The 20,316-nt window shown below is 34.8% G+C and carries 14 protein-coding genes; 9 read left to right on the forward strand and 5 right to left on the reverse strand.

The window, feature by feature from the left end; genetic code table 11:
* Positions 1–54: 54 nt before the first annotated feature.
* Together DOS84_RS16195 and DOS84_RS16200 are read right to left on the reverse strand one after the other, a co-directional pair.
* On the reverse strand, positions 55–1,023 hold the full coding sequence (locus DOS84_RS16195) for an electron transfer flavoprotein subunit alpha/FixB family protein (protein ID WP_111411151.1): 969 nt from the start codon (positions 1,021–1,023) through the stop codon (positions 55–57).
* A gap of 85 nt (positions 1,024–1,108) precedes the next feature.
* Positions 1,109–1,855 carry an electron transfer flavoprotein subunit beta/FixA family protein gene (locus DOS84_RS16200; protein WP_111411152.1) on the reverse strand — a complete coding sequence of 249 codons (747 nt, stop codon included), beginning with the start codon at positions 1,853–1,855 and terminating at the stop codon, positions 1,109–1,111.
* A gap of 448 nt (positions 1,856–2,303) precedes the next feature.
* Between DOS84_RS16200 and DOS84_RS16205 the strand changes: the two genes are divergently transcribed.
* The 5 genes from DOS84_RS16205 (at position 2,304) to DOS84_RS16225 (ending at position 9,945) form a co-directional block, all read left to right on the forward strand.
* Positions 2,304–3,281 carry a pyruvate dehydrogenase complex E1 component subunit beta gene (locus DOS84_RS16205; protein WP_111411153.1) on the forward strand — a complete coding sequence of 326 codons (978 nt, stop codon included), beginning with the start codon at positions 2,304–2,306 and terminating at the stop codon, positions 3,279–3,281.
* A gap of 65 nt (positions 3,282–3,346) precedes the next feature.
* Positions 3,347–5,848 carry a DUF5686 and carboxypeptidase-like regulatory domain-containing protein gene (locus DOS84_RS16210; RefSeq protein ID WP_111411154.1) on the forward strand — a complete coding sequence of 834 codons (2,502 nt, stop codon included), beginning with the start codon at positions 3,347–3,349 and terminating at the stop codon, positions 5,846–5,848.
* A gap of 156 nt (positions 5,849–6,004) precedes the next feature.
* Positions 6,005–6,604 carry a DNA-3-methyladenine glycosylase family protein gene (locus DOS84_RS16215; RefSeq protein ID WP_111411155.1) on the forward strand — a complete coding sequence of 200 codons (600 nt, stop codon included), beginning with the start codon at positions 6,005–6,007 and terminating at the stop codon, positions 6,602–6,604.
* A 112-nt stretch (positions 6,605–6,716) separates the two neighbouring features.
* On the forward strand, positions 6,717–7,247 hold the full coding sequence (locus DOS84_RS16220) for an inorganic diphosphatase (RefSeq protein WP_111411156.1): 531 nt from the start codon (positions 6,717–6,719) through the stop codon (positions 7,245–7,247).
* Positions 7,248–7,359: 112 nt separating this feature from the next.
* Positions 7,360–9,945 (forward strand): sodium-translocating pyrophosphatase, encoded by a 2,586-nt coding sequence (locus DOS84_RS16225; RefSeq protein ID WP_111411157.1) that lies wholly within the window; start codon positions 7,360–7,362, stop codon positions 9,943–9,945.
* 81 nt (positions 9,946–10,026) lie between these two features.
* Here DOS84_RS16225 and DOS84_RS16230 read toward each other — a convergent pair whose 3' ends face one another.
* The 3 genes from DOS84_RS16230 to DOS84_RS16240 all read right to left on the reverse strand — a co-directional run bounded on the left by DOS84_RS16230 (position 10,027) and on the right by DOS84_RS16240 (position 15,577).
* Positions 10,027–10,641, reverse strand: a complete 615-nt coding sequence (locus tag DOS84_RS16230) for a deoxynucleoside kinase (protein ID WP_111411158.1) — start codon at positions 10,639–10,641, stop codon at positions 10,027–10,029.
* Positions 10,642–10,924: 283 nt separating this feature from the next.
* Positions 10,925–13,081 carry a carboxy terminal-processing peptidase gene (locus DOS84_RS16235; protein WP_111411204.1) on the reverse strand — a complete coding sequence of 719 codons (2,157 nt, stop codon included), beginning with the start codon at positions 13,079–13,081 and terminating at the stop codon, positions 10,925–10,927.
* 321 nt (positions 13,082–13,402) lie between these two features.
* Positions 13,403–15,577 (reverse strand): carboxy terminal-processing peptidase, encoded by a 2,175-nt coding sequence (locus DOS84_RS16240; RefSeq protein WP_111411159.1) that lies wholly within the window; start codon positions 15,575–15,577, stop codon positions 13,403–13,405.
* 211 nt (positions 15,578–15,788) lie between these two features.
* Between DOS84_RS16240 and surE the strand changes: the two genes are divergently transcribed.
* The 4 genes from surE to DOS84_RS16260 all read left to right on the forward strand — a co-directional run bounded on the left by surE (position 15,789) and on the right by DOS84_RS16260 (position 20,309).
* The gene (gene surE, locus DOS84_RS16245) at positions 15,789–16,568 is read left to right on the forward strand and encodes a 5'/3'-nucleotidase SurE (RefSeq protein ID WP_111411160.1); all 780 of its coding nucleotides are present in this window, start codon (positions 15,789–15,791) and stop codon (positions 16,566–16,568) included.
* Positions 16,561–16,833, forward strand: coding sequence for a hypothetical protein (locus DOS84_RS16250; protein ID WP_111411161.1), 273 nt, complete (start codon positions 16,561–16,563; stop codon positions 16,831–16,833). Before surE ends, DOS84_RS16250 begins: the two co-directional genes overlap by 8 nt.
* A gap of 125 nt (positions 16,834–16,958) precedes the next feature.
* Positions 16,959–18,071, forward strand: a complete 1,113-nt coding sequence (lpxB, locus tag DOS84_RS16255) for a lipid-A-disaccharide synthase (protein ID WP_111411162.1) — start codon at positions 16,959–16,961, stop codon at positions 18,069–18,071.
* 204 nt (positions 18,072–18,275) lie between these two features.
* Entirely contained in the window at positions 18,276–20,309 is a 2,034-nt protein-coding gene (locus tag DOS84_RS16260) for a ComEC/Rec2 family competence protein (protein ID WP_111411163.1), read from the forward strand.
* Positions 20,310–20,316: the final 7 nt, after the last annotated feature.

Consider the following 20,316-nt stretch of genomic DNA (forward strand, 5'->3'; position numbering starts at 1 on the left):
CAAAGATACGATTATCTTATTTTTAGGTAGCTAATTATAGTAGAAATTAAATATCTATGATTGTTGCTCCTTGAAAGCTTTGAATTTTGTTATTAATTGTGGTACAATTTCGAACGCATCTCCTACAATTCCGTAGTCGGCCACCTTAAAGAAAGGAGCTTCCGGATCACTATTGATAACCACTTTTACTTTAGAAGAGTTGATACCAGCAATATGCTGAATAGCTCCAGAGATTCCAATAGCAATATATAAATTGGTAGCAACTGGTTTTCCAGTTTGTCCTACGTGTTCTCCGTGAGGTCTCCATCCTAAATCGGACACTGGTTTTGAACAAGCAGTTGCAGCTCCGAGAACGGACGCTAACTCTTCAATCATTCCCCAGTTTTCTGGCCCTTTAAGACCACGTCCTGCAGAAACTACGATGTCAGCATCGGCAATAGAAACTTTACCTGAAACTTTTTCAACAGATACCACTTTTACACCAAAATCAGCGTCACCAATTGTTGGATTAAAATCCTCTTCTGTTAATGAGGAAGCACTTTCAAAAATACCATAAGAGTTTTTGGCAAGTGCCAAAACTTTTACATCGGTACTTATTTCAGTAATATTAAAAGCTTTGTTTGAAAAAGCCGTTCTTTTTACTTGAAAAGGAGAAGTACTTACCGGCAAACCAACAACATTTGAAGCATAACCAGCCTCCAATGCTACAGCTACCAATGAAGCTAAGTAAATACTGTCTGTTGTAGAAGACAATAAAACCACTTTTGCAGCTTCTTTCTGAGCTGCTTGTTTGATAACATCAGCGTAAGCTTTTGCAGTAAAACCATCTAATTTATCATTGCTTACTTTTAAAACTTTGTCTACTCCGTATTTTGACAATTCAGAAACGTCTCCGGCATTTACAGTTACTGCCGTAACGGTTGTTCCCAATGATTCGGCTACTTTTTTAGCATAAGAAGCTAATTCTAAAGCTACTTTTTTAAATTTTCCTTCTGCAGATTCTGCATATATTAATATTGACATATTTTTTTTATTTTAAATGTTGAATTATAAATTTTAAATGTATTTGAGAATGTTAATTCACAACTTAAAAATTCATAATTTAAAATTATATTACCTTAGCTTCGTTGTGCAATAAATTAATTAATTCATCCAAATTATCAGCTGAAATTAATTTAACCGCAGATTTAGGAGCTGGTTTTTCAAATTTCACTGCTTTGGTATTTACGGCAGCATCAACTGGTTCAAGGATTGTTAACACTTTAGTTCTAGCAGTCATAATTCCTCTCATATTCGGGATACGCAAATCTTTCTCCTCTACAATTCCTTTTTGACCACCAATGATAACAGGTAATGAAGTGTTTACTGTTTCTTTCCCACCATCTATTTCACGAACAGCAGTTACATTAGTACCATCAACAGTGATACCTGTACAAGAGTTCAAAAAGTTATATCCTAAAATCCCAGCAATCATTCCAGGAACCATTCCGCCATTATAGTCCAATGATTCTTTCCCTGCGATTACAACATCATACCCACCATTTTTAATTACTTCTGCCAATTGTTTTGCTACAAAAAAACCATCTGTAGGGTTTGCATTAACACGAATGGCTTCATTGGCACCAATAGCCAATGCTTTTCTTAAAGTAGGTTCAGTATCTGGTCCTCCAACATTCACTACGGTAACTGTAGCGCCTTGTTGCTCCTGGAACCAAATAGCTCTGGTTAGACCAAATTCGTCATTTGGATTAATTACATATTGAACCCCATTGGTATCAAACTCAGCGTCTCCGTTAGTGAAGTTGATTTTTGAAGTAGTATCAGGAACGTGGCTGATGCAAACTAATATTTTCATAATAATATATATTAAATTCTTTTTTTTCTTTGACAAATTTAAAATAATAAATCGAATAATATACTATGCATGCATAATATTTTTTACAACTATTACGATTTCGCAAAACACAATAGTGCAATAAAGGTTTTAATCAGAATTATTATAAATAACTGAGCTAATTTTGTGATTTAAGCAACATATTCAGATCTCGGCATTCATCCAAATAAAATATTGATACCACAAATTTCCAATTCAGTAGCAATTCCTAGCCCGGATAGCAGCGGCATCCTTCTTGTTGTCTCGTTTTTTTCTAACGAGACCACAAGAAGATATAGCGGATAGCTGGAAATAGCTCCTAAAAAAAACAATAGCATAAAACCTTGTTATTTTAAAGTGATTTATGCTTTTAAGTAATTTAAAATAATTATTTTTGCATTTCTAAAAATTACACACAGACTATATAAATATGAGAACTATACAATTTAGAGAGGCCATTTGTGAAGCAATGAGCGAAGAAATGCGTCGCGATGAGTCCATATACTTAATGGGTGAAGAGGTAGCAGAGTACAATGGTGCCTACAAAGCATCTAAAGGAATGCTTGCCGAATTTGGTGAAAAAAGAGTAATTGACACACCAATCGCCGAACTTGGTTTTACTGGAATTGCAGTAGGATCAGCAATGAATGGATGTCGCCCGATTGTTGAGTATATGACTTTCAACTTTTGTTTGGTTGGAATTGATCAAATTATAAATAATGCCGCCAAAATGCGTCAGATGACTGGTGGGCAGTTTAATGTGCCTATCGTTTTTCGTGGCCCTACTGCTTCGGCAGGACAATTAGGAGCAACTCACTCTCAAGCAATCGAGAACTGGTTTGCAAATACTCCAGGTCTTAAAGTTGTGGTTCCATCAAATGTTTATGATGCTAAAGGTTTATTGAAATCGGCTATTCGTGATAATGACCCAGTTATTTTCATGGAATCAGAACAAATGTATGGTGATAAAGGCGAAGTTCCAGATGGTGAATACACTATTCCTATTGGAGTTGCCGATATCAAACGTGAAGGAACAGATGTAACTATCGTTTCTTTCGGAAAAATCATCAAAGAAGCTTATATCGCTGCTGATGAATTGGCAAAAGAAGGTATTTCATGTGAAATTATTGACTTGAGAACTGTTCGTCCAATGGATAAGGATGCGATTTTAACTTCGGTAAAAAAAACAAATAGATTGGTTATTCTTGAGGAAGCTTGGCCTTTTGCAAGTGTATCATCTGAGATTGCTTTCTTGGTTCAAGAACAAGCTTTTGATTTCCTTGATGCGCCAATACAACGTATTACAACTGCTGATACTCCAGCGCCATATTCTCCAGTACTTTTGAAAGAATGGTTGCCAAATTCTGCAGATGTTGTGAAAGCGGTTAAGAAAGTATTATACAAATAATTGCATATAACTATTTAAAAAGCTTCATCAAGTCTTCAATCTGATGAAGCTTTTTTTTATATATCATGAAGAAAATCCTAACGGTTATTATCATGTTTTTATTTGCAGCCGCAATCCCAATTTTTGGTCAAACAAAAGTGAGTGGTATTGTTGTTGACAAATCCAAACAGCCTGTCCCATTTGCCAATGTAGTCTTTAAAAACTCAAGTATTGGAACTGTCACAAACGAAGATGGGCGGTTTTATATGGAATCCCCAAACACCTATACAACCTTAGTAATAAGCTCAGTTGGTTTTTCTGAAAAAGAAATAACCCTTACCAAATCGGTAAATTATAATTTTACAATTGAACTAAGTGAACAGGAAAGCCTAAAAGAAGTTGTCGTCTATACTGGTAAAACCTCCAAAAAAAATAACCCGGCACTTGATATTCTGAGAAAAATTTGGGCGAAAAAGCGCAAAAATGGTCTATATCAATTTGACCAATACCAAATGGAGAAATATGAAAAAGTAGAATTTGACATTAATTCTATTGACAGTGCCTATAGAAAGCAAAAAATTTTTAAAGGCATGGAATTCATTTTCGACCATGTGGATACTTCAAAAGTAACAGGAAAAACCTATTTACCTATTTTTGTTAATGAAGCACTGATAGATGTATATGGAGATAATAAAATTCCCAAAGTAAAAGAGATTACCAAAGCCAATAAAACTTCAGGCTTTGAAGGAAACCAGCAAATTTTGTCTTTTATAAAAGATTTGTATTCGGATTATAATATCTACAATAATTATATTGCCTTATTTGACAAATCTTTTACCAGCCCTCTTTCAACAACTGGAATTGACGTCTACAATTATGTATTGAGAGACAGCGCCTATATTGATAAAAAGTGGTGCTACAATATTGTTTTTTACCCAAGGCGAAAAAATGAACTGACTTTCAAAGGAGATTTTTGGGTTAATGACACCACATTTGCCATCAAAAAAATCAATATGGCCGTTACCAAAAGTGCCAACATCAACTGGGTAAAGGATATTTATGTAGAACAAGAATTTGATGTCTTGAACGATTCCATTTTTCTGTTAACCAAAGACTATTTGATGTCTGATTTTGCTTTAAACAAAAAAGAAAAATCAAAAGGAATCTACGGAAAGCGAACAACCTATTATCAGAATCACAAATTCAATATCGAGAAACCCGCTAAATTCTACAAGGAAGAAGTGAACTTTGTCGACAATGAAGTGTATAAAAAGAGTGATGAATATTGGGAACAAAACCGATTCGAAAAATTAACCAAAGACGAAGAGGGTGTTTATAAAATGCTCGACACACTCCAAACAGTCAAGGCCTTTAAGCGACTTACTGATGTGGTAACAATACTCGCCAGTGGGTACATAAATTATGAAGGATTTGATTTTGGCCCTATTTTCTCCATCTTTGGATACAATGAGGTTGAGGGCTTCAGGACACAATTGGGAGGCCGAACCTATTTTGGCCCCAACGATATATGGCGTGTACAGGGATTTACGGCCTATGGATTTCAAGATCAAAAATTCAAATATGGTTTTGCTGGAAAATGGATGATTGAAAAGAAAAACCGAATAATCATTTCTGCTGGAAACAGGCGCGACATTGAACAGCTGGGAGCCAGTCTGACTACAACCAATGATATATTGGCCAGGAATTTTGGTTCTTCGACCTTTTTCACTACTGGATCCAATGGCAAATTAACCAATATAGGACTGACCAATGCTTACATTGCGATGGAACCAATAAAAAACTTGACATTTCAAACGGGCGTAACCTACAAAACCCTGGAATCAGCATCGCCTATTTTTAGTTTGGATTATTACACCACTTTGCCTTCTGCTGCAAATCCAGCGGGTGTGGTAAAAAGCAACACAACCCAATCGGAGTTCAACATTCAGGCTGAATATACACCCAACCGAAGAACTATTGCTTATGGAGTCGAAAGAAGCATAGCCAGCAGTCCCTACACTACCCTTTTTGTCAATTACAGTCAGGGATACAAAGGAATTATCAATAGCGATTTTAATTATAAAAAAATCGAAATATACTATAAACAACCCATCATCATTGGCCCTCTAGGGCGTACCAATCTAATATTGGAACTTGGAAAAACTTTCGGCACAGTTCCTTTGGGCTTGTTGAGTATTGTACCGGGGAACCAGACGTTTTTTACTATTGAAAACACATTCAGCAATCTTAATTATTACGAATTCATCACCGATAAGTATGCTACATTCCAGTGGAATCATGATTTTAACGGAAGGTTATTTGCCAGAGTTCCTTTTATGCGAAAACTCAATTGGAGAGAATTTGTAGGAGTGAAAGCAGCTTACGGAACCGTTTCGGACGCCAATAGAGCCATAAATGCTTCGGGAGTTGTCTATACGGCGCCCGAAAATGTGTATTGGGAATACAATGCCGGAATTGGAAATATCTTCAAAGTATTCCGTTTGGATTTTGCTTGGAGAGGTAGTTATCTCGACACTCCAAACACCAATAGATTTACCGTAAAAGGATCTTTTGGATTCTATTTCTAGAAGCTTTATCCAGCTATCCATTACAAGCTTACTCAAAAACTGCTATTTTTGTAAAAAAGTAAAAAGAGCTTCCTTTGGTCGCTTTTTTACTTTCACAAAAATTAGCAGTTTTTTTCATAAGGCTTTTCATTTCCATCTAGGCTAAAAAACACAACCATGCAACAAGCTATTGAGCATCTTTTTCAAAAAGATTCCATATTCAAACACATTATAGACACCTACGGATTACCAACAATCCCAAAAAGGCCTCAAGGATTTGAGACTTTAGTACTATTGATTTTAGAACAACAAGTTTCCATAGATTCGGCGAAAGCCACATTTATAAAAATCAAAGCACATACAACCTGTGATCCCATAACGCTGTCGGTTTTGCCCGACGAAGAGTTTAGAGCTTTGGGAGTTAGCCGCCAAAAAACGAATTATATAAAAATATTAGCCCAAGCTGTTCTAAATAAAGAGCTTGATATTGAAGGTTTAGCCACAAAATCAGCTCAGCAAGTTCGAGAAGAATTAATCAAATTAAAGGGAATCGGAAATTGGACCATCGATATTTATCTGATGTTTTGTCTTCAAGAACCAGATTTAATTCCTTTAGGCGACATTGCAGTCATCAATACAATCAAAGAATTACTTGACATTCATGACAAACAAGAAATGGAAATTCATACTGAACAATGGAGTCCATATCGCTCTTATGCGACATTTTTACTTTGGCATTATTATCTAAAAAAACGTAAACGCACAATAGTTTACTAAACACATATTTTAACGAAAACGTTATAGTTATATATTGTGTTTTTTTATTGCTAAAAAGTATAGTTTGATTACTTTTGCAATCGTTAATAAATTAAGAAAAGATAAAAGAATAATGACTGCAGACAAATTAAAAACTTTTGATGTATTAATTGAAATACCAAGAGGAAGTAGAAATAAATATGAGTATGATTTTTCAATAAAAAGAATGCGTTTTGATAGAATGTTATTCTCTTCTATGATGTACCCAGCTGATTATGGTTTCATTCCTGAAACTTTGGCTTTAGATGGTGACCCATTAGACGTTTTGGTATTGGTAAATGAGCCTACTTTCCCTGGTTGTGTAATGGAAGTAAAACCTATTGGTGTTTTCCACATGGCAGATGATAAAGGACCAGATGAAAAAGTAATCTGTGTACCAGTTTCAGACCCAATTTGGAATTCATTAGAAAACCTTTCTGACATCAATCCACACTTATTGAAAGAAATCGAGCATTTTTTCCAAGTATACAAAGATCTTGAAAACAAACAAGTAGATGTTGAAGGTTGGGGTGATGTAAATGAAGCGTACGCCATTATTAAAGAATGTACAGAACGTTTCGATCAAATAGAAAATAAACCAGCTGGATTATTTAGTATTAAATAATTTTAGCCTCCAAATTTTATAAAAAAAGCAATACTCTTCAATGAGTGTTGCTTTTTTTGTTTAAATTGCTATCGATTAAAATTTTATACTAACAAACCAAAAAGAATATTTTATGAATTCAATTATGATTTATGTGCCAATTTTTATGGCAATAATAGGGCTTATTTTTATGGCTATCAAAAGATCGTGGGTTTTAAAGCAGGATTCTGGAGATGGTAAAATGAAAGAGATATCAGATCACATATATGAAGGAGCTTTAGCTTTCTTAAAGGCAGAATATCGATTATTGGCTGTCTTTGTATTAATAGCGAGTGTTGTATTAGCAAGTATTACTTTTATCCCTGGAGTTAAAACAAATATATTAATAGTAGTTGCATTTGTGTTCGGAGCATTTTTTTCAGCATTGGCAGGAAATATGGGAATGAAAATCGCAACAAAAACCAATGTAAGAACTACTCAAGCTGCTCGTACGAGCTTACCACAAGCTTTGAAAGTTTCTTTTGGTGGTGGAACTGTAATGGGATTAGGCGTAGCCGGTTTAGCTGTTTTAGGGTTGACCGGTTTTTTTATTGTTTTCTTCCAAATCTTTATGAAAGGACAATGGACTTCCACAGAAGATATGACGGTTGTCCTAGAAACATTGGCAGGTTTCTCTCTTGGAGCTGAATCTATCGCTTTATTTGCTCGTGTGGGTGGAGGAATTTACACCAAAGCAGCCGATGTAGGTGCTGATTTAGTTGGTAAAGTAGAAGCCGGTATTCCAGAAGATGACCCTCGTAATCCTGCTACAATTGCAGATAACGTGGGTGATAATGTAGGTGACGTTGCAGGAATGGGTGCAGATTTATTTGGATCTTATGTAGCAACAGTTTTGGCAGCTATGGTTCTTGGTAATTATGTTATCAAAGATATGGGTGGAAACATTCAAGATGCTTTTGGTGGAATAGGACCTATTTTATTACCCATGGCAATTGCAGGTTTTGGAATTTTGTTTTCTATAATTGGAACAATGTTAGTTAAAATTACAGATGAGAATGCAAAAGAAGCACAAGTTCAAAAAGCATTAAATATCGGAAACTGGGTTTCTATAGTTTTAACAGCAATCGCCTGTTTCTTCTTAGTTCAATATATGCTTCCAGAAACGATGAGTATGACTTTCTTTGGTGAAGGATCAATGGATATTTCATCGATGCGTGTTTTTTATGCTACCCTTATCGGATTAGTTGTAGGTGGAGCTATTTCATCCGTAACCGAATATTATACAGGTTTAGGAACAAAACCAGTAATGGCGATTGTTCAAAAATCAAGTACTGGTGCAGGAACAAATGTAATTGCAGGTCTTGCTACAGGGATGATTTCTACTTTCCCAACCGTATTGTTATTTGCAGCAGCAATTTGGTCTTCTTACGCTTTAGCAGGATTTTATGGAGTAGCATTAGCAGCTTCTGCAATGATGGCAACTACAGCAATGCAATTGGCTATCGATGCATTCGGACCTATATCTGACAATGCAGGTGGAATCGCCGAAATGAGCGAATTACCAAAAGAAGTTCGTACTAGAACCGATATTTTGGATTCTGTTGGAAATACAACAGCTGCTACAGGTAAAGGTTTCGCCATTGCTTCGGCGGCTCTAACTTCCTTGGCTTTATTTGCAGCCTATGTAACTTTTACAGGAATTGACGGAATTAATATTTTTAAAGCTCCAGTTTTAGCGATGCTTTTTGTTGGCGGAATGATACCAGTCGTTTTCTCGGCTTTGGCGATGAATTCAGTAGGAAAAGCAGCGATGGACATGGTATACGAAGTACGTCGTCAATTCAAAGAAATTCCGGGAATTATGGAAGGAACCGGAAAACCCGAATATGCCAAATGTGTTGACATTTCGACTAAAGCAGCTTTACGCGAGATGATGTTACCCGGTATTTTAACTATTGGTTTCCCAATTGCGATTGTGCTTTTAGGAAAATTAGTATACGGAGATAACAATCAATTAATTGCTGAAATGCTAGGTGGTTATATGGCTGGAGTTACTGTTTCAGGAGTGCTTTGGGCAGTTTTCCAAAACAATGCCGGCGGTGCTTGGGATAATGCCAAAAAATCATTTGAGGCAGGTGTTATGATTAATGGCGAAATGACCTACAAAGGATCTGATGCTCATAAAGCTGCTGTTACGGGAGATACTGTTGGAGATCCATTCAAAGATACTTCTGGACCATCAATGAACATTTTAATTAAATTAACTTGTTTAATTGGTCTAGTTATGGCACCTATTTTAGGAAATGGAAGCAGTACTATTGACGCAAAAGGTTCTTGTCCTGAAAAGAAAGAAATTTGGATGAAGAAATGCACAATGGGAAAAGGAGATATGATGATGGGGAAATGCGACATGTCTAAATGCGCAAAAATGACCAAAGAAGAATGTGCAAAAATGTGCGACAGTCTAAAATGTACTCCTAAACAAAAAGAAATGTGTTTGTCTCATTATGATAAAGACGGAAAATTTATTGAACCAAAAGGGAAAGCTTGTTGTGCTAAAAAGCCAATGTCAATGAAAGATGAAATTAGAATTGAAAAAACAAATCTTAACGGAAAAGTAAATGCTACAGTTACAACGACAGTAAATGGAACTATAGTCGTGAAGCAATTTCAAGGTACAGATGCTGAAGTTCAAGCACAGATTGATGCTGTCAAATAAGAGCATCCGAATATATTAAACAAAAAATGCCTCGAAGTTTCGAGGCATTTTTATTATCTGAATAAAGTCAAATAGTTTTTTTTAAAATAATCCATTCAACTCGGCATCAATTCGATTAATGATATTCCCTAAGTCTTCCGGATTATCAACAAAATTGATATTATCAACATCAATAATCATAATCTTCCCTTTGTTATAAGTATGCACCCAAGCTTCATAACGCTCGTTAAGACGACTTAAATAGTCAATAGAGATTGTGTTTTCGTATTCGCGACCACGCTTGTGAATTTGCCCCACTAAATTTGGAATAGAGCTTCTTAAATAGATCAACAAATCAGGTGCCTTGACAAGAGATTCCATCAATTCAAAAAGAGAAGAATAATTTTCAAAATCACGATGAGTCATTAACCCCATAGCATAAAGATTGGGAGCAAAAATATGGGCATCTTCATAAATAGTTCTATCCTGAATTATTTTTTTTCCACTTTCTCGGATTTGCATTACCTGACGAAAACGACTATTCAAGAAATAAATTTGCAAATTAAACGACCAACGTTCCATCTGATGGTAAAAATCATCTAGGTATGGATTGTCAACTACTTCTTCAAAATGAGGTTCCCATTTAAAATGTTTGGCTAACAAACGGGTTAATGTCGTCTTTCCTGATCCTATGTTTCCTGCTATAGCTATGTGCATTATAGTATTGAGATTTTAGTTTTGGTATATTTGAGGTTGTAAAAATAGATAAAATTTAGTCTTAGCAATAGTATTTCAACAATGATTTTTCAAAAATTAAATCTACATTTAACAAACGCAACCATTAAGGATTTATTCCTCCATGCAGTGCTTTTATTCAAAAAAATAAGTAGTGTTTTTTGAATAAACGACAACCGAAAATTTCAAGCAGATGACCAATAAATCAAAAAAGCAGAATATCACAACGTAGATAATCTGCTTTTTTAATTTCAAATTTGCGTTTTTATGATTTAACTAGCTTTCCTTTTTTATCAATAGGAATGTTCGTTTTTACAATTGATTTTAGCTGTAAATCGTCCAAAACATTTAATGCTTCCTCAACATAAATATCTTTCGATAAACTTTCGTGCCACCTTTCTCTTTTTTCTTTTAGGATCGGGTCTTTACTGATTCCTTCTAATTCATAAGGCAGAGAAGTAAATTTCAAATTATTTTTATAATCAACAATTGGCTTAAATTTTTTGGAAGCCTCTTCAATTTGATTCTGTTCCGATTTAAATTTATCTAGGTTTAAGCTATAATTATTTTCAGCACTTCTGCTATCCATCCATTTAGCATTTTCTTCAATTAATTTAAATTGAACATTATTTTCAATCCTCTTTTTGCTCTTAATAATTGCTTGGTCAAATTTTGAAGTATTATTCCAAACCGTATAAAGAGCTGGATCAATTTTATCCCATGCCAATGCATGCACTTGATCACGTTCTCCCATTTTTAAATAAGCATAACGATCTGGCATAACCACATCACTGCTTACTCCTTCTAATTGGGTTGAACCACCATTAATTCTGTAAAATTTTTGAATAGTAGTTTTCAAGGCTCCAAAATCTCCATATGCACTATTCTTAATATATTGATTCAGGTCAATTACTCTTTGAACAGTTCCTTTACCATAGGTTTGTTTACTGCCAACTATTATCCCTCTTTTATAATCCTGCATAGCAGCTGCTAGAATCTCTGATGCTGATGCTGAAAATTCATTTACCATAATTACCAATGGACCATCCCATTCAATTTTTTTATCGGTATCATACAGAATTTCTTTTTTTACTGCTGATCTAACCTGAACAATAGGGCCTTCTTCTATAAACAAACCAGCAATATTTATAACTGCCTCCAAAGAACCTCCCCCATCATCACGTATATCAAGAACAATACCTTTCACGTCAGCTTTTTTCAAACGATCCACTTCTTGAGCCATATCTTTAGCCGCATCTCTTCCTTTTCCGTCTTTGTTTTCAAAATCAATATAAAATTTAGGCAAATAAATAACCCCATATTTTAAACCATTTTTCTCAACAACACTTGATTTTACATACGTTTCTTCAATCTCAACAATATCTCTAATGATCGGAATAATTTGTATAGTACCATCTGTTTTTTTTACTGTAAGACGAACCTCAGAACCTTTTGGTCCTTTTATTTTTTTTATAACATCTGCCAAACGCATTCCTACTATATCTACAGGAGCACCATTAGATTGAGCTACTTTAATAATTAAATCTCCTTTTTCCAGTTGTTTCCCTCTCCACGCTGGTCCTCCAGAAATAAGTTCTAAGACTTCAATGTAATCGTTTTTCTTTTGTAACTGAGCGCCAATGCCTTCAAATTTACCACTTATGCTTACATCAAATTTTTCTTTTTCATCTGGGGCGAAATAAGAAGTATGTGGGTCAAATTGAACCATAATAGAATTGATATACAATGTAAACCAATCTTCTCTTTTTAATTCATTCATAGCTCCAAAAGACTCATACAATGACTTCATTGAGGTTTCTCTTGTTTCTTTTTCCAATACAGCTTCTGATTTTACAACATAAGCAGGATTTTTATTTTTTTTATCTTCTTCTAATTTCTGTTTTTCGGTTAAAGAAGAAAGCGTAGATAACTTAATTTGTTTTCTCCATTTGTCTTTCAGTTCAGTATTATTTTTAGCATACGGAGCTTTTTCATAGTCAACATTGAAATTTTCTTCAATTTTATAATCAAAAGGAGTGCTTAAAATCTCTTTGACCATTTTATTCTTCTCTTCCGTACGAAGCATCAAACGATCGTAAGTAAGATTAAAGAAAGTCAAATCTTTAGTCGTTAACTGATCATCCAACTCAAATTCGTATTTGGAAAACTCATTTATATCCGACTGCAGGAAAAACCGTTTGGAAGGATCCAAAGCTTCTATATACTCTTTGTATACTCCTTTTGAAAAATTATCATCAACTGCTATAGGACTATAATGTCCTTTCTTTATTACGAACATCAATAATTCCAATAGCAATTTGTCTTTATCCGGATCAACTATTTTTTTTGAATTTATACTAAAGGCAAATAAGGTAGCCGAAAGGCATACTACAGCTATGAGTTTTATATAATTTCTTTTCATATGTAACATGTTATTTTTGATTTCCCGATAGCACTCGGGACGGGATAAATTCACTTCTACGTGTTTGCATTTGCGACCTTTTTTTTTGATCTTATTCTTTGCATGAAGCTAAAGTATTTTCTAAAATACATTAAAAACTATGCCAAATATATTGACTGCTAGCTAATATTTTGTTAAAGATATAAATTAGTTTTTTCAACTTAAACAAATCAACAGAATGAAAAGCTGTTTATTCCATTATTTAACATTTTATGTTTTTATCCATAAAAAAAACGCTTCAAAAATTGAAGCGTTTCTTATTGCTATAGCAATATTTGAAATTTATGATTTAACCAGTTTTCCTTTTTTATCACCCGGAATACTGGCTTTTACGATTGCTTTTGGTTGTAAATCATCCAAAACATTTAAAGCTTCTTCGACATAAATGTCTTTTGACAAACTTTCATGCCATCTCTCTCTTTTTTCTTTCAAAACAGGATCTTTGGTGATTCCTTCTAATTCGTAAGGCAATGAAGTGAACTTCAAATTATTTTTATAATCAACAATTGGCTTAAACTTTTTAGCAGTTTCTTCAATTTGATTTTGGGCCACTTTGAATTTATCTATATTCAAGCTATAATTATTTTCAGCACTTCTGCTGTCAATCCATTTGGCATTTTCTTCGATTAATTTAAATTGAACATTATTTTCAATCCTTTTTTTACTGTTGATAATAGCTTGGTCAAATTTCGAAGTGTTAGTCCAAACAGAATAAGGAGCTGGGTCGATTTTATCCCATGGCATTGCATTTTCTTCATCACGCTCTCCCATTTTTAAATAAGCATAACGATCCGGCATAACCACGTCGCTGCTTACTCCTTCTAATTGCGTTGAGCCACCATTAATTCTATAAAATTTCTGAGTGGTTGTTTTTAGTGCACCTAAATCACCAGCCGAACTATTACGAACAAATTGGTTCAAGTCAATTACATTTTGAACAGTTCCTTTTCCGTAGGTTTGTTTGCTTCCAATTATAATTCCTCTTTTGTAATCTTGGATAGCAGCTGCCAAAATCTCAGAAGCAGAAGCCGAAAATTCATTTACCATAATTACCAACGGTCCGTCCCATTCAATTTTTTTATCGGTATCGTATAATATTTCTTTTTTCTTACCCGCCGATTTTATTTGAACGATAGGTCCTTGCTCAATAAACAAACCTGCGATATCTACAACAGTTGACAAAGATCCACCACCATCATCACGGACATCAAGAACAATACCTTTCACCCCTGCTTTTTTCAAACGATCTACTTCTAGAGCAATATCCTTACCGGCATCTCTTCCGTCTTTATTTTCAAAGTCGATATAAAATTTAGGCAGATATATAACCCCATATTTTAAACCATTTTTATCGACAACACTTGACTTGGCATAAGTTTCTTCTATCTCTACAATGTCTCTTATGATCGAAATCACTTGAATAGTTCCATCTACTTTTTTCACGGTAAGACGAACTTCAGAACCTTTCGGCCCTTTGATTTTTTTAACTACATCATCCAAACGCATCCCAACAACATCAACAGGAACACCATTCCCTTGAGCCACTTTCATCACCAAATCCCCTGCTTCCAATTGCTTTCCTCTCCAAGCCGGTCCACCTGAGATTAATTCTGAAATTTCAGTATAATCATTTTTCTTTTGCAATCTTGCTCCAATTCCTTCAAGCTTACCACTCATACTCACATCAAATCTTTCTTTTTCTTCAGGAGCAAAATAAGTGGTGTGCGGGTCAAATCGGGACATAATGGAATTAATGTACAATGTAAACCAATCATCTCTTTTTAAATCATTCATAAATCCAAAGGACTCATTTAACGAATTCAAGGAACTTTCTCTAGTTTCTTTTTCTAAAACCGCATCCGATTTAGGAACATAGTTAGGCTCTTTTAATTTTTTATCCTCTTCCAATTTTTGCTTGTCCGTAAAAGACGATAATGTAGATAACTTTATTTGTTTTCTCCATTTTTCCTTTAGCTCTGTACTATTTTTAGCATAGGGAGCTTTGTCATAATCCACATTAAAATCCTCATCAGCACTATAGTCAAACGGTTTACTTAAAATGTCTTTAAATATTTTTTTACTTTCCTCCATACGAAGCATCAAACGATCGTAAGTAAGATTAAAAAAAGTCAAATCTTTGTTATTCAATTGATCATCCAATTCCAATTCGAATTTAGAGAATTCATTAATATCCGACTGCAAGAAGAAACGTTTAGAAGGATCTAATGCAGCTATATAATCTTTGTAAACCCCTTTGGAAAAGCTATCATCAATAACGGCAGGATTATAATGTCCTTTTTCAATTACAAATGTCAATATCTCCAAAAGCAGTTTGTCTCTCTCTGGATCAATCGATTTTTTTGAATTAATATTAAAGGCGAACAAGGTAGCCGAAAGGCATACCACAGCTATGAGTATTTTATAATTTCTTTTCATAAAGCTAATAATAGAATTCATCAATTTTTTTATCTAAGTTACATTAAAAACTATGCCACCCCCCTAGATACCTGCATAATTTTTTGTTAAAGGTATAAAATTGATTTTTTAAGTTTCAAAAATTAAACCCAAAAAATATATTTTATTTGTTCGCAATATAAGATTTTGTGTTAGTACATTTGTTTTCGAAGTCAAAATTTATGAAAAATTATATATTTTTAACAGCAATTAAATGAAAAATGAAAGGCCTTTAATACTAATTACAAATGACGATGGTGTCTCTGCTCCGGGCATAAGAGCTTTGATCGAAGTAATGGCAACAATAGGCGATGTTGTTATTGTCGCACCAGATAAACCACAAAGTGCCATGGGTCATGCCATTACCATAAACGACACTTTATATCTCAATAAAATTTCAAAAGACACAGATGCAATCACAGAATACAGCTGTTCAGGAACTCCTGTAGATTGTGTTAAAATAGCCGTACACGAAATTTTAAAACGAAAACCGGATCTTTGTGTATCTGGTATTAATCATGGTTCCAACTCATCCATAAATGTCATCTATTCCGGAACAATGAGTGCCGCTGTAGAAGCTGGAATCGAAGGTATTCAAGCAATTGGTTTCTCTTTATTGGATTATGATTGGAATGCCGATTTTGAACAAATCAAATCGTTTATCAAAACAATCACACTCGAAGTTTTGAAAAACAAACTGCCGGAAGGCGTTATTTTGAATGTAAATTTTCCCAAATTAAAGGAAAAAGAGATCAAAGGAATTAAAATTTGCCGTCAAGCAAATGCCCTTTGGACGGAAAAATTTGACAAACGACAAACCCCTCAAGGCAAAGATTACTACTGGCTTACCGGAGAATTTGTTAATCAGGACAAAGGAGAAGACACAGATGAATGGGCATTACATAATGGATTTATTTCGATAGTCCCTGTACAATTTGACCTAACCGCACATCATGCAATACAAAACTTAACCAAAAGAGATTGGAATGAATAAAACAGACTTACTCATCGGATTCATAATAGGAATTTTAGCTTCCCTCTTGGGAATGTTTTTGTACATTACACTTGTTGTTCACTCTGGTTTTATGGCCGGAATCCAATCCATGAAAAACGAAGGACATCTTGGTAAAATTGTCACCCTAGGATCAATAATGGATTTAATTGCTTTCGGAATTTTACTAAAAATGAATAAAGAAATTATGGCAAGAGGTGTCGTTTTGGCAGTTATCATGCTCACTATTGTTACTTTGTTTTTATAGCAACTAAGACTCTAAGTTACTGAGATTCTAAGTTTTTTTAAATTGTCTGTTAAGTCTTAGCAACTTAGAATCTTAGTTTTTTAGCATCTAAATATTATCTTTGTTCATCCAAAAAAAACACAAAAATGAAATACTATATTATTGCAGGAGAAGCTTCTGGAGACTTACATGGTTCCAATTTGATGAAAGCACTCTATGAAGAAGACCCAAATGCCGACATCCGTTTTTGGGGCGGCGATTTGATGCAAAATGTAGGTGGCACTTTAGTAAAACACTATCGCGAATTGGCATTCATGGGGTTTATCGAGGTGGCGTTCAACTTGAAAACTATTTTGAATAACATCACTATTTGCAAAAACGACATTACGCAATTCAAACCGGATGTGATTATTTACATCGATTATCCCGGTTTCAACATGCGAATTGCCAAATGGGCGAAACAAGTCGGATATAAAAACCATTATTATATTTCCCCACAAATTTGGGCTTGGAAAGAAAACCGAATCACGGCCATCAAGCATGACATTGACAAAATGTATGTGATCTTGCCATTCGAAAAAGACTTTTACGAAGTCAAACATAAATTCCCAGTTGAATTTGTCGGTCATCCGTTGATTGATGCCATCCACAACCAATCGGGTGTTGATGCTAATACGTTCAGAAGCGAAAACCAATTGTCCGATAAACCTATTATCGCCATTTTACCCGGAAGCCGAAAACAGGAAATCAGCAAAATGCTGTCGGTGATGCTGAGCGTTGTCAAAGATTTTCCCGATTATCAATTTGTAATTGCAGGAGCGCCAAGCCAGGAATTATCATTTTATCAGCAGTTCATTTCTGGTGAAAACATAAAATTCGTTTCAAATAAAACCTATGCTTTATTGCGCAACGCTACCGCCGCACTAGTGACCTCAGGAACGGCCACACTCGAAACAGCTCTTTTCAAAGTTCCAGAAGTCGTTTGCTACAAAGGCAGTTGGGTTTCCTATCAAATAGCCAAACGCATCATCACCCTAAAATACATTTCGCTCGTTAACCTAATCATGGACAGGGAAGTTGTCACCGAATTGATTCAGGACCATTGCTCCACCAAGCGAATTAAGGAAGAATTGACTAAAATCCTGGAACCTAATTACCGCAAAAAATTACTCGAAAACTACGATTTGCTCCAAGAGAAACTAGGCGGAATAGGCGCCAGCAAAAAAACAGCGCATCTAATTGTTACCTCCATAAAATAATTTTAAAATATTTTGGAGGTGCCCCCGTTAAAAAAATGGGTTTACTCATCGCGTCGCTTATAGAGCCCATTTTCTTAACGGGGTCAGGCTATCCGCGCTACTTCGGTAGCTTGCTTCTATCCTTCACCCATGAAAAACGGACAATCCTAAGGAGATTCTCTGTAAAAGAACTTATTTCTTACAAAATATTTGTATTTTGGCATTATGAAAGTAATGCAATTCCCACTCGCCAGAATCACGATAGCCTTTATTGCAGGCATACTGCTCGCCTATTTCGTAAAGCCAAACCCTCCGGTAGTTTTTACTTTTCTAGCTATAAGCACTATTATTTTTATCGGAACGTACTATTCAAGTATGACAAACGTAAGATCCAAAGCGCTTTTTGGAATGGCAACCTCTTTGCTTGCCTTTACCATAGGTTTCACCACACAAACAGTCCACACCGATTCCATTCGACAAAACAACTATACTCATTACAAAAATATCTTTGATAAAAATCACACTTTCAAACTGACATTAAGGGAGAAATTAAAATCGACCACTTTCAATGAACGTTATATTGCCATACTAAATTCGATTGACCAAGAAAAAGCATCAGGTCGAATCCTGCTCAACGTCAACAAAGACCTATCACATTCTTTTGTCATTGGCAATCAATTAAAAATCAATGCGCTCTTATACAAAAACACAGGCCAAAAAAATCCAAACCAATTTGATTACCGACAATACCTCGAAAACAAACAAATCTATGCCCAGCTCTATGCTGAACCAAATGAAATAAAGCTTAATCCTGAAATAACAAAAGACATTTGGTATTACACCGCACAATTAAGAACCCGAATTATCCAAAATTTAGAAAAAAAGAAATTCAACAATAAAGAATTGAACGTTGCTGTGGCACTGATAATGGGGCAACAGCAAGACATCGATTCCGAAATTATTCAGGATTATCAATATGCGGGAGCTGTCCATATCTTATCAGTTTCGGGATTGCACATTGGGTTTATATTGCTGTTTGTCACTTTCCTGCTAAAACCTTTTCCGAACACCAAAAAAGGTGCTTTTATCAAGCTGTTAATTTCACTTGCAATCTTGTTCCTTTTTGGAATCTTGGCTGGACTGGCTCCTTCGGTGGTTCGTTCCGTGACTATGTTTTCGTTTATGGCGATTGGTCAATACTTACGAAGAAGCATCAATATCTATCACACACTGCTTGTTTCCATTTTACTCATTTTACTGTTTCAGCCTTCCTTTTTATTCGACGTTGGTTTTCAGTTGAGTTATGTTGCGCTGTTTTTTATCGTTTGGCTACAGCCTTTATTCGCAAACCTTTGGCAACCAAAAAATAAAATCATAAACTACTTTTGGGACATATTAACCGTTTCGTTTGCTGCCCAGATCGGCACTTTGCCTCTCAGTATTTATTACTTCCATCAATTTCCGGGATTGTTTTTTGTCACAAACATCATCGTCATTCCATTCCTAAGTATTATTATGGCCATTGGATGTCTGGTAATGGTCTTTGCTGCTTTTAATTGGATTCCATTATATCCTGCAAAAATTTTAGAAATAAGCATCTTTTGTTTGGACAAAATAATTGGCTTCATTGCTTCATTGGAACAATTCATCGTCAAAGACATTCCGTTAAACACCCCGCTCTTAATCAGCAGTTATCTGGTGATTATCACGGTAATCATTGTTTTTCAACAGAAACATTTTAAAAATCTAGTTTGGGTATTCATCGCGGTTATAATCTTTCAATCATCAGCAATTGCGACAAAATGGAAAGTTCAAAATCAATCAGAATTAGTTATTCTAAATACCTCAAAAAACACCCAACTCCTAGAACGTAATGGCGCTAATGCAAAATTATACGCTAATGACAGCTTTTTAAAGAATTCCAAAACCAACAAAGTGCTGTCTTCTTATCTCACAGGCAATTTCAGCAGATTAAAAGAAAAACATAAATTGAAGAACCTGATTTATTTTAAAGGAAATAAAATACTGCTAATAGACAGTTCAAAAGTATATCCAAAAAACATACACCCTGACATTTTAATAATCATACAATCACCAAAAATTAATTTTGACAGATTATTGCAAAACACAAATCCTAAACTGGTTGTGGTCGATGCATCCAATTACAAATCTTTTCTAAAAAGATGGAAAACAACTTGTTCCCAACAAAAAATCCCTTTTCACGCAACAAGTGAAAAGGGATTCTATAAAATTAATTAATTGTAAT

The organism is Flavobacterium aquariorum, from assembly GCF_003254745.1.
GTDB lineage: Bacteria > Bacteroidota > Bacteroidia > Flavobacteriales > Flavobacteriaceae > Flavobacterium > Flavobacterium aquariorum.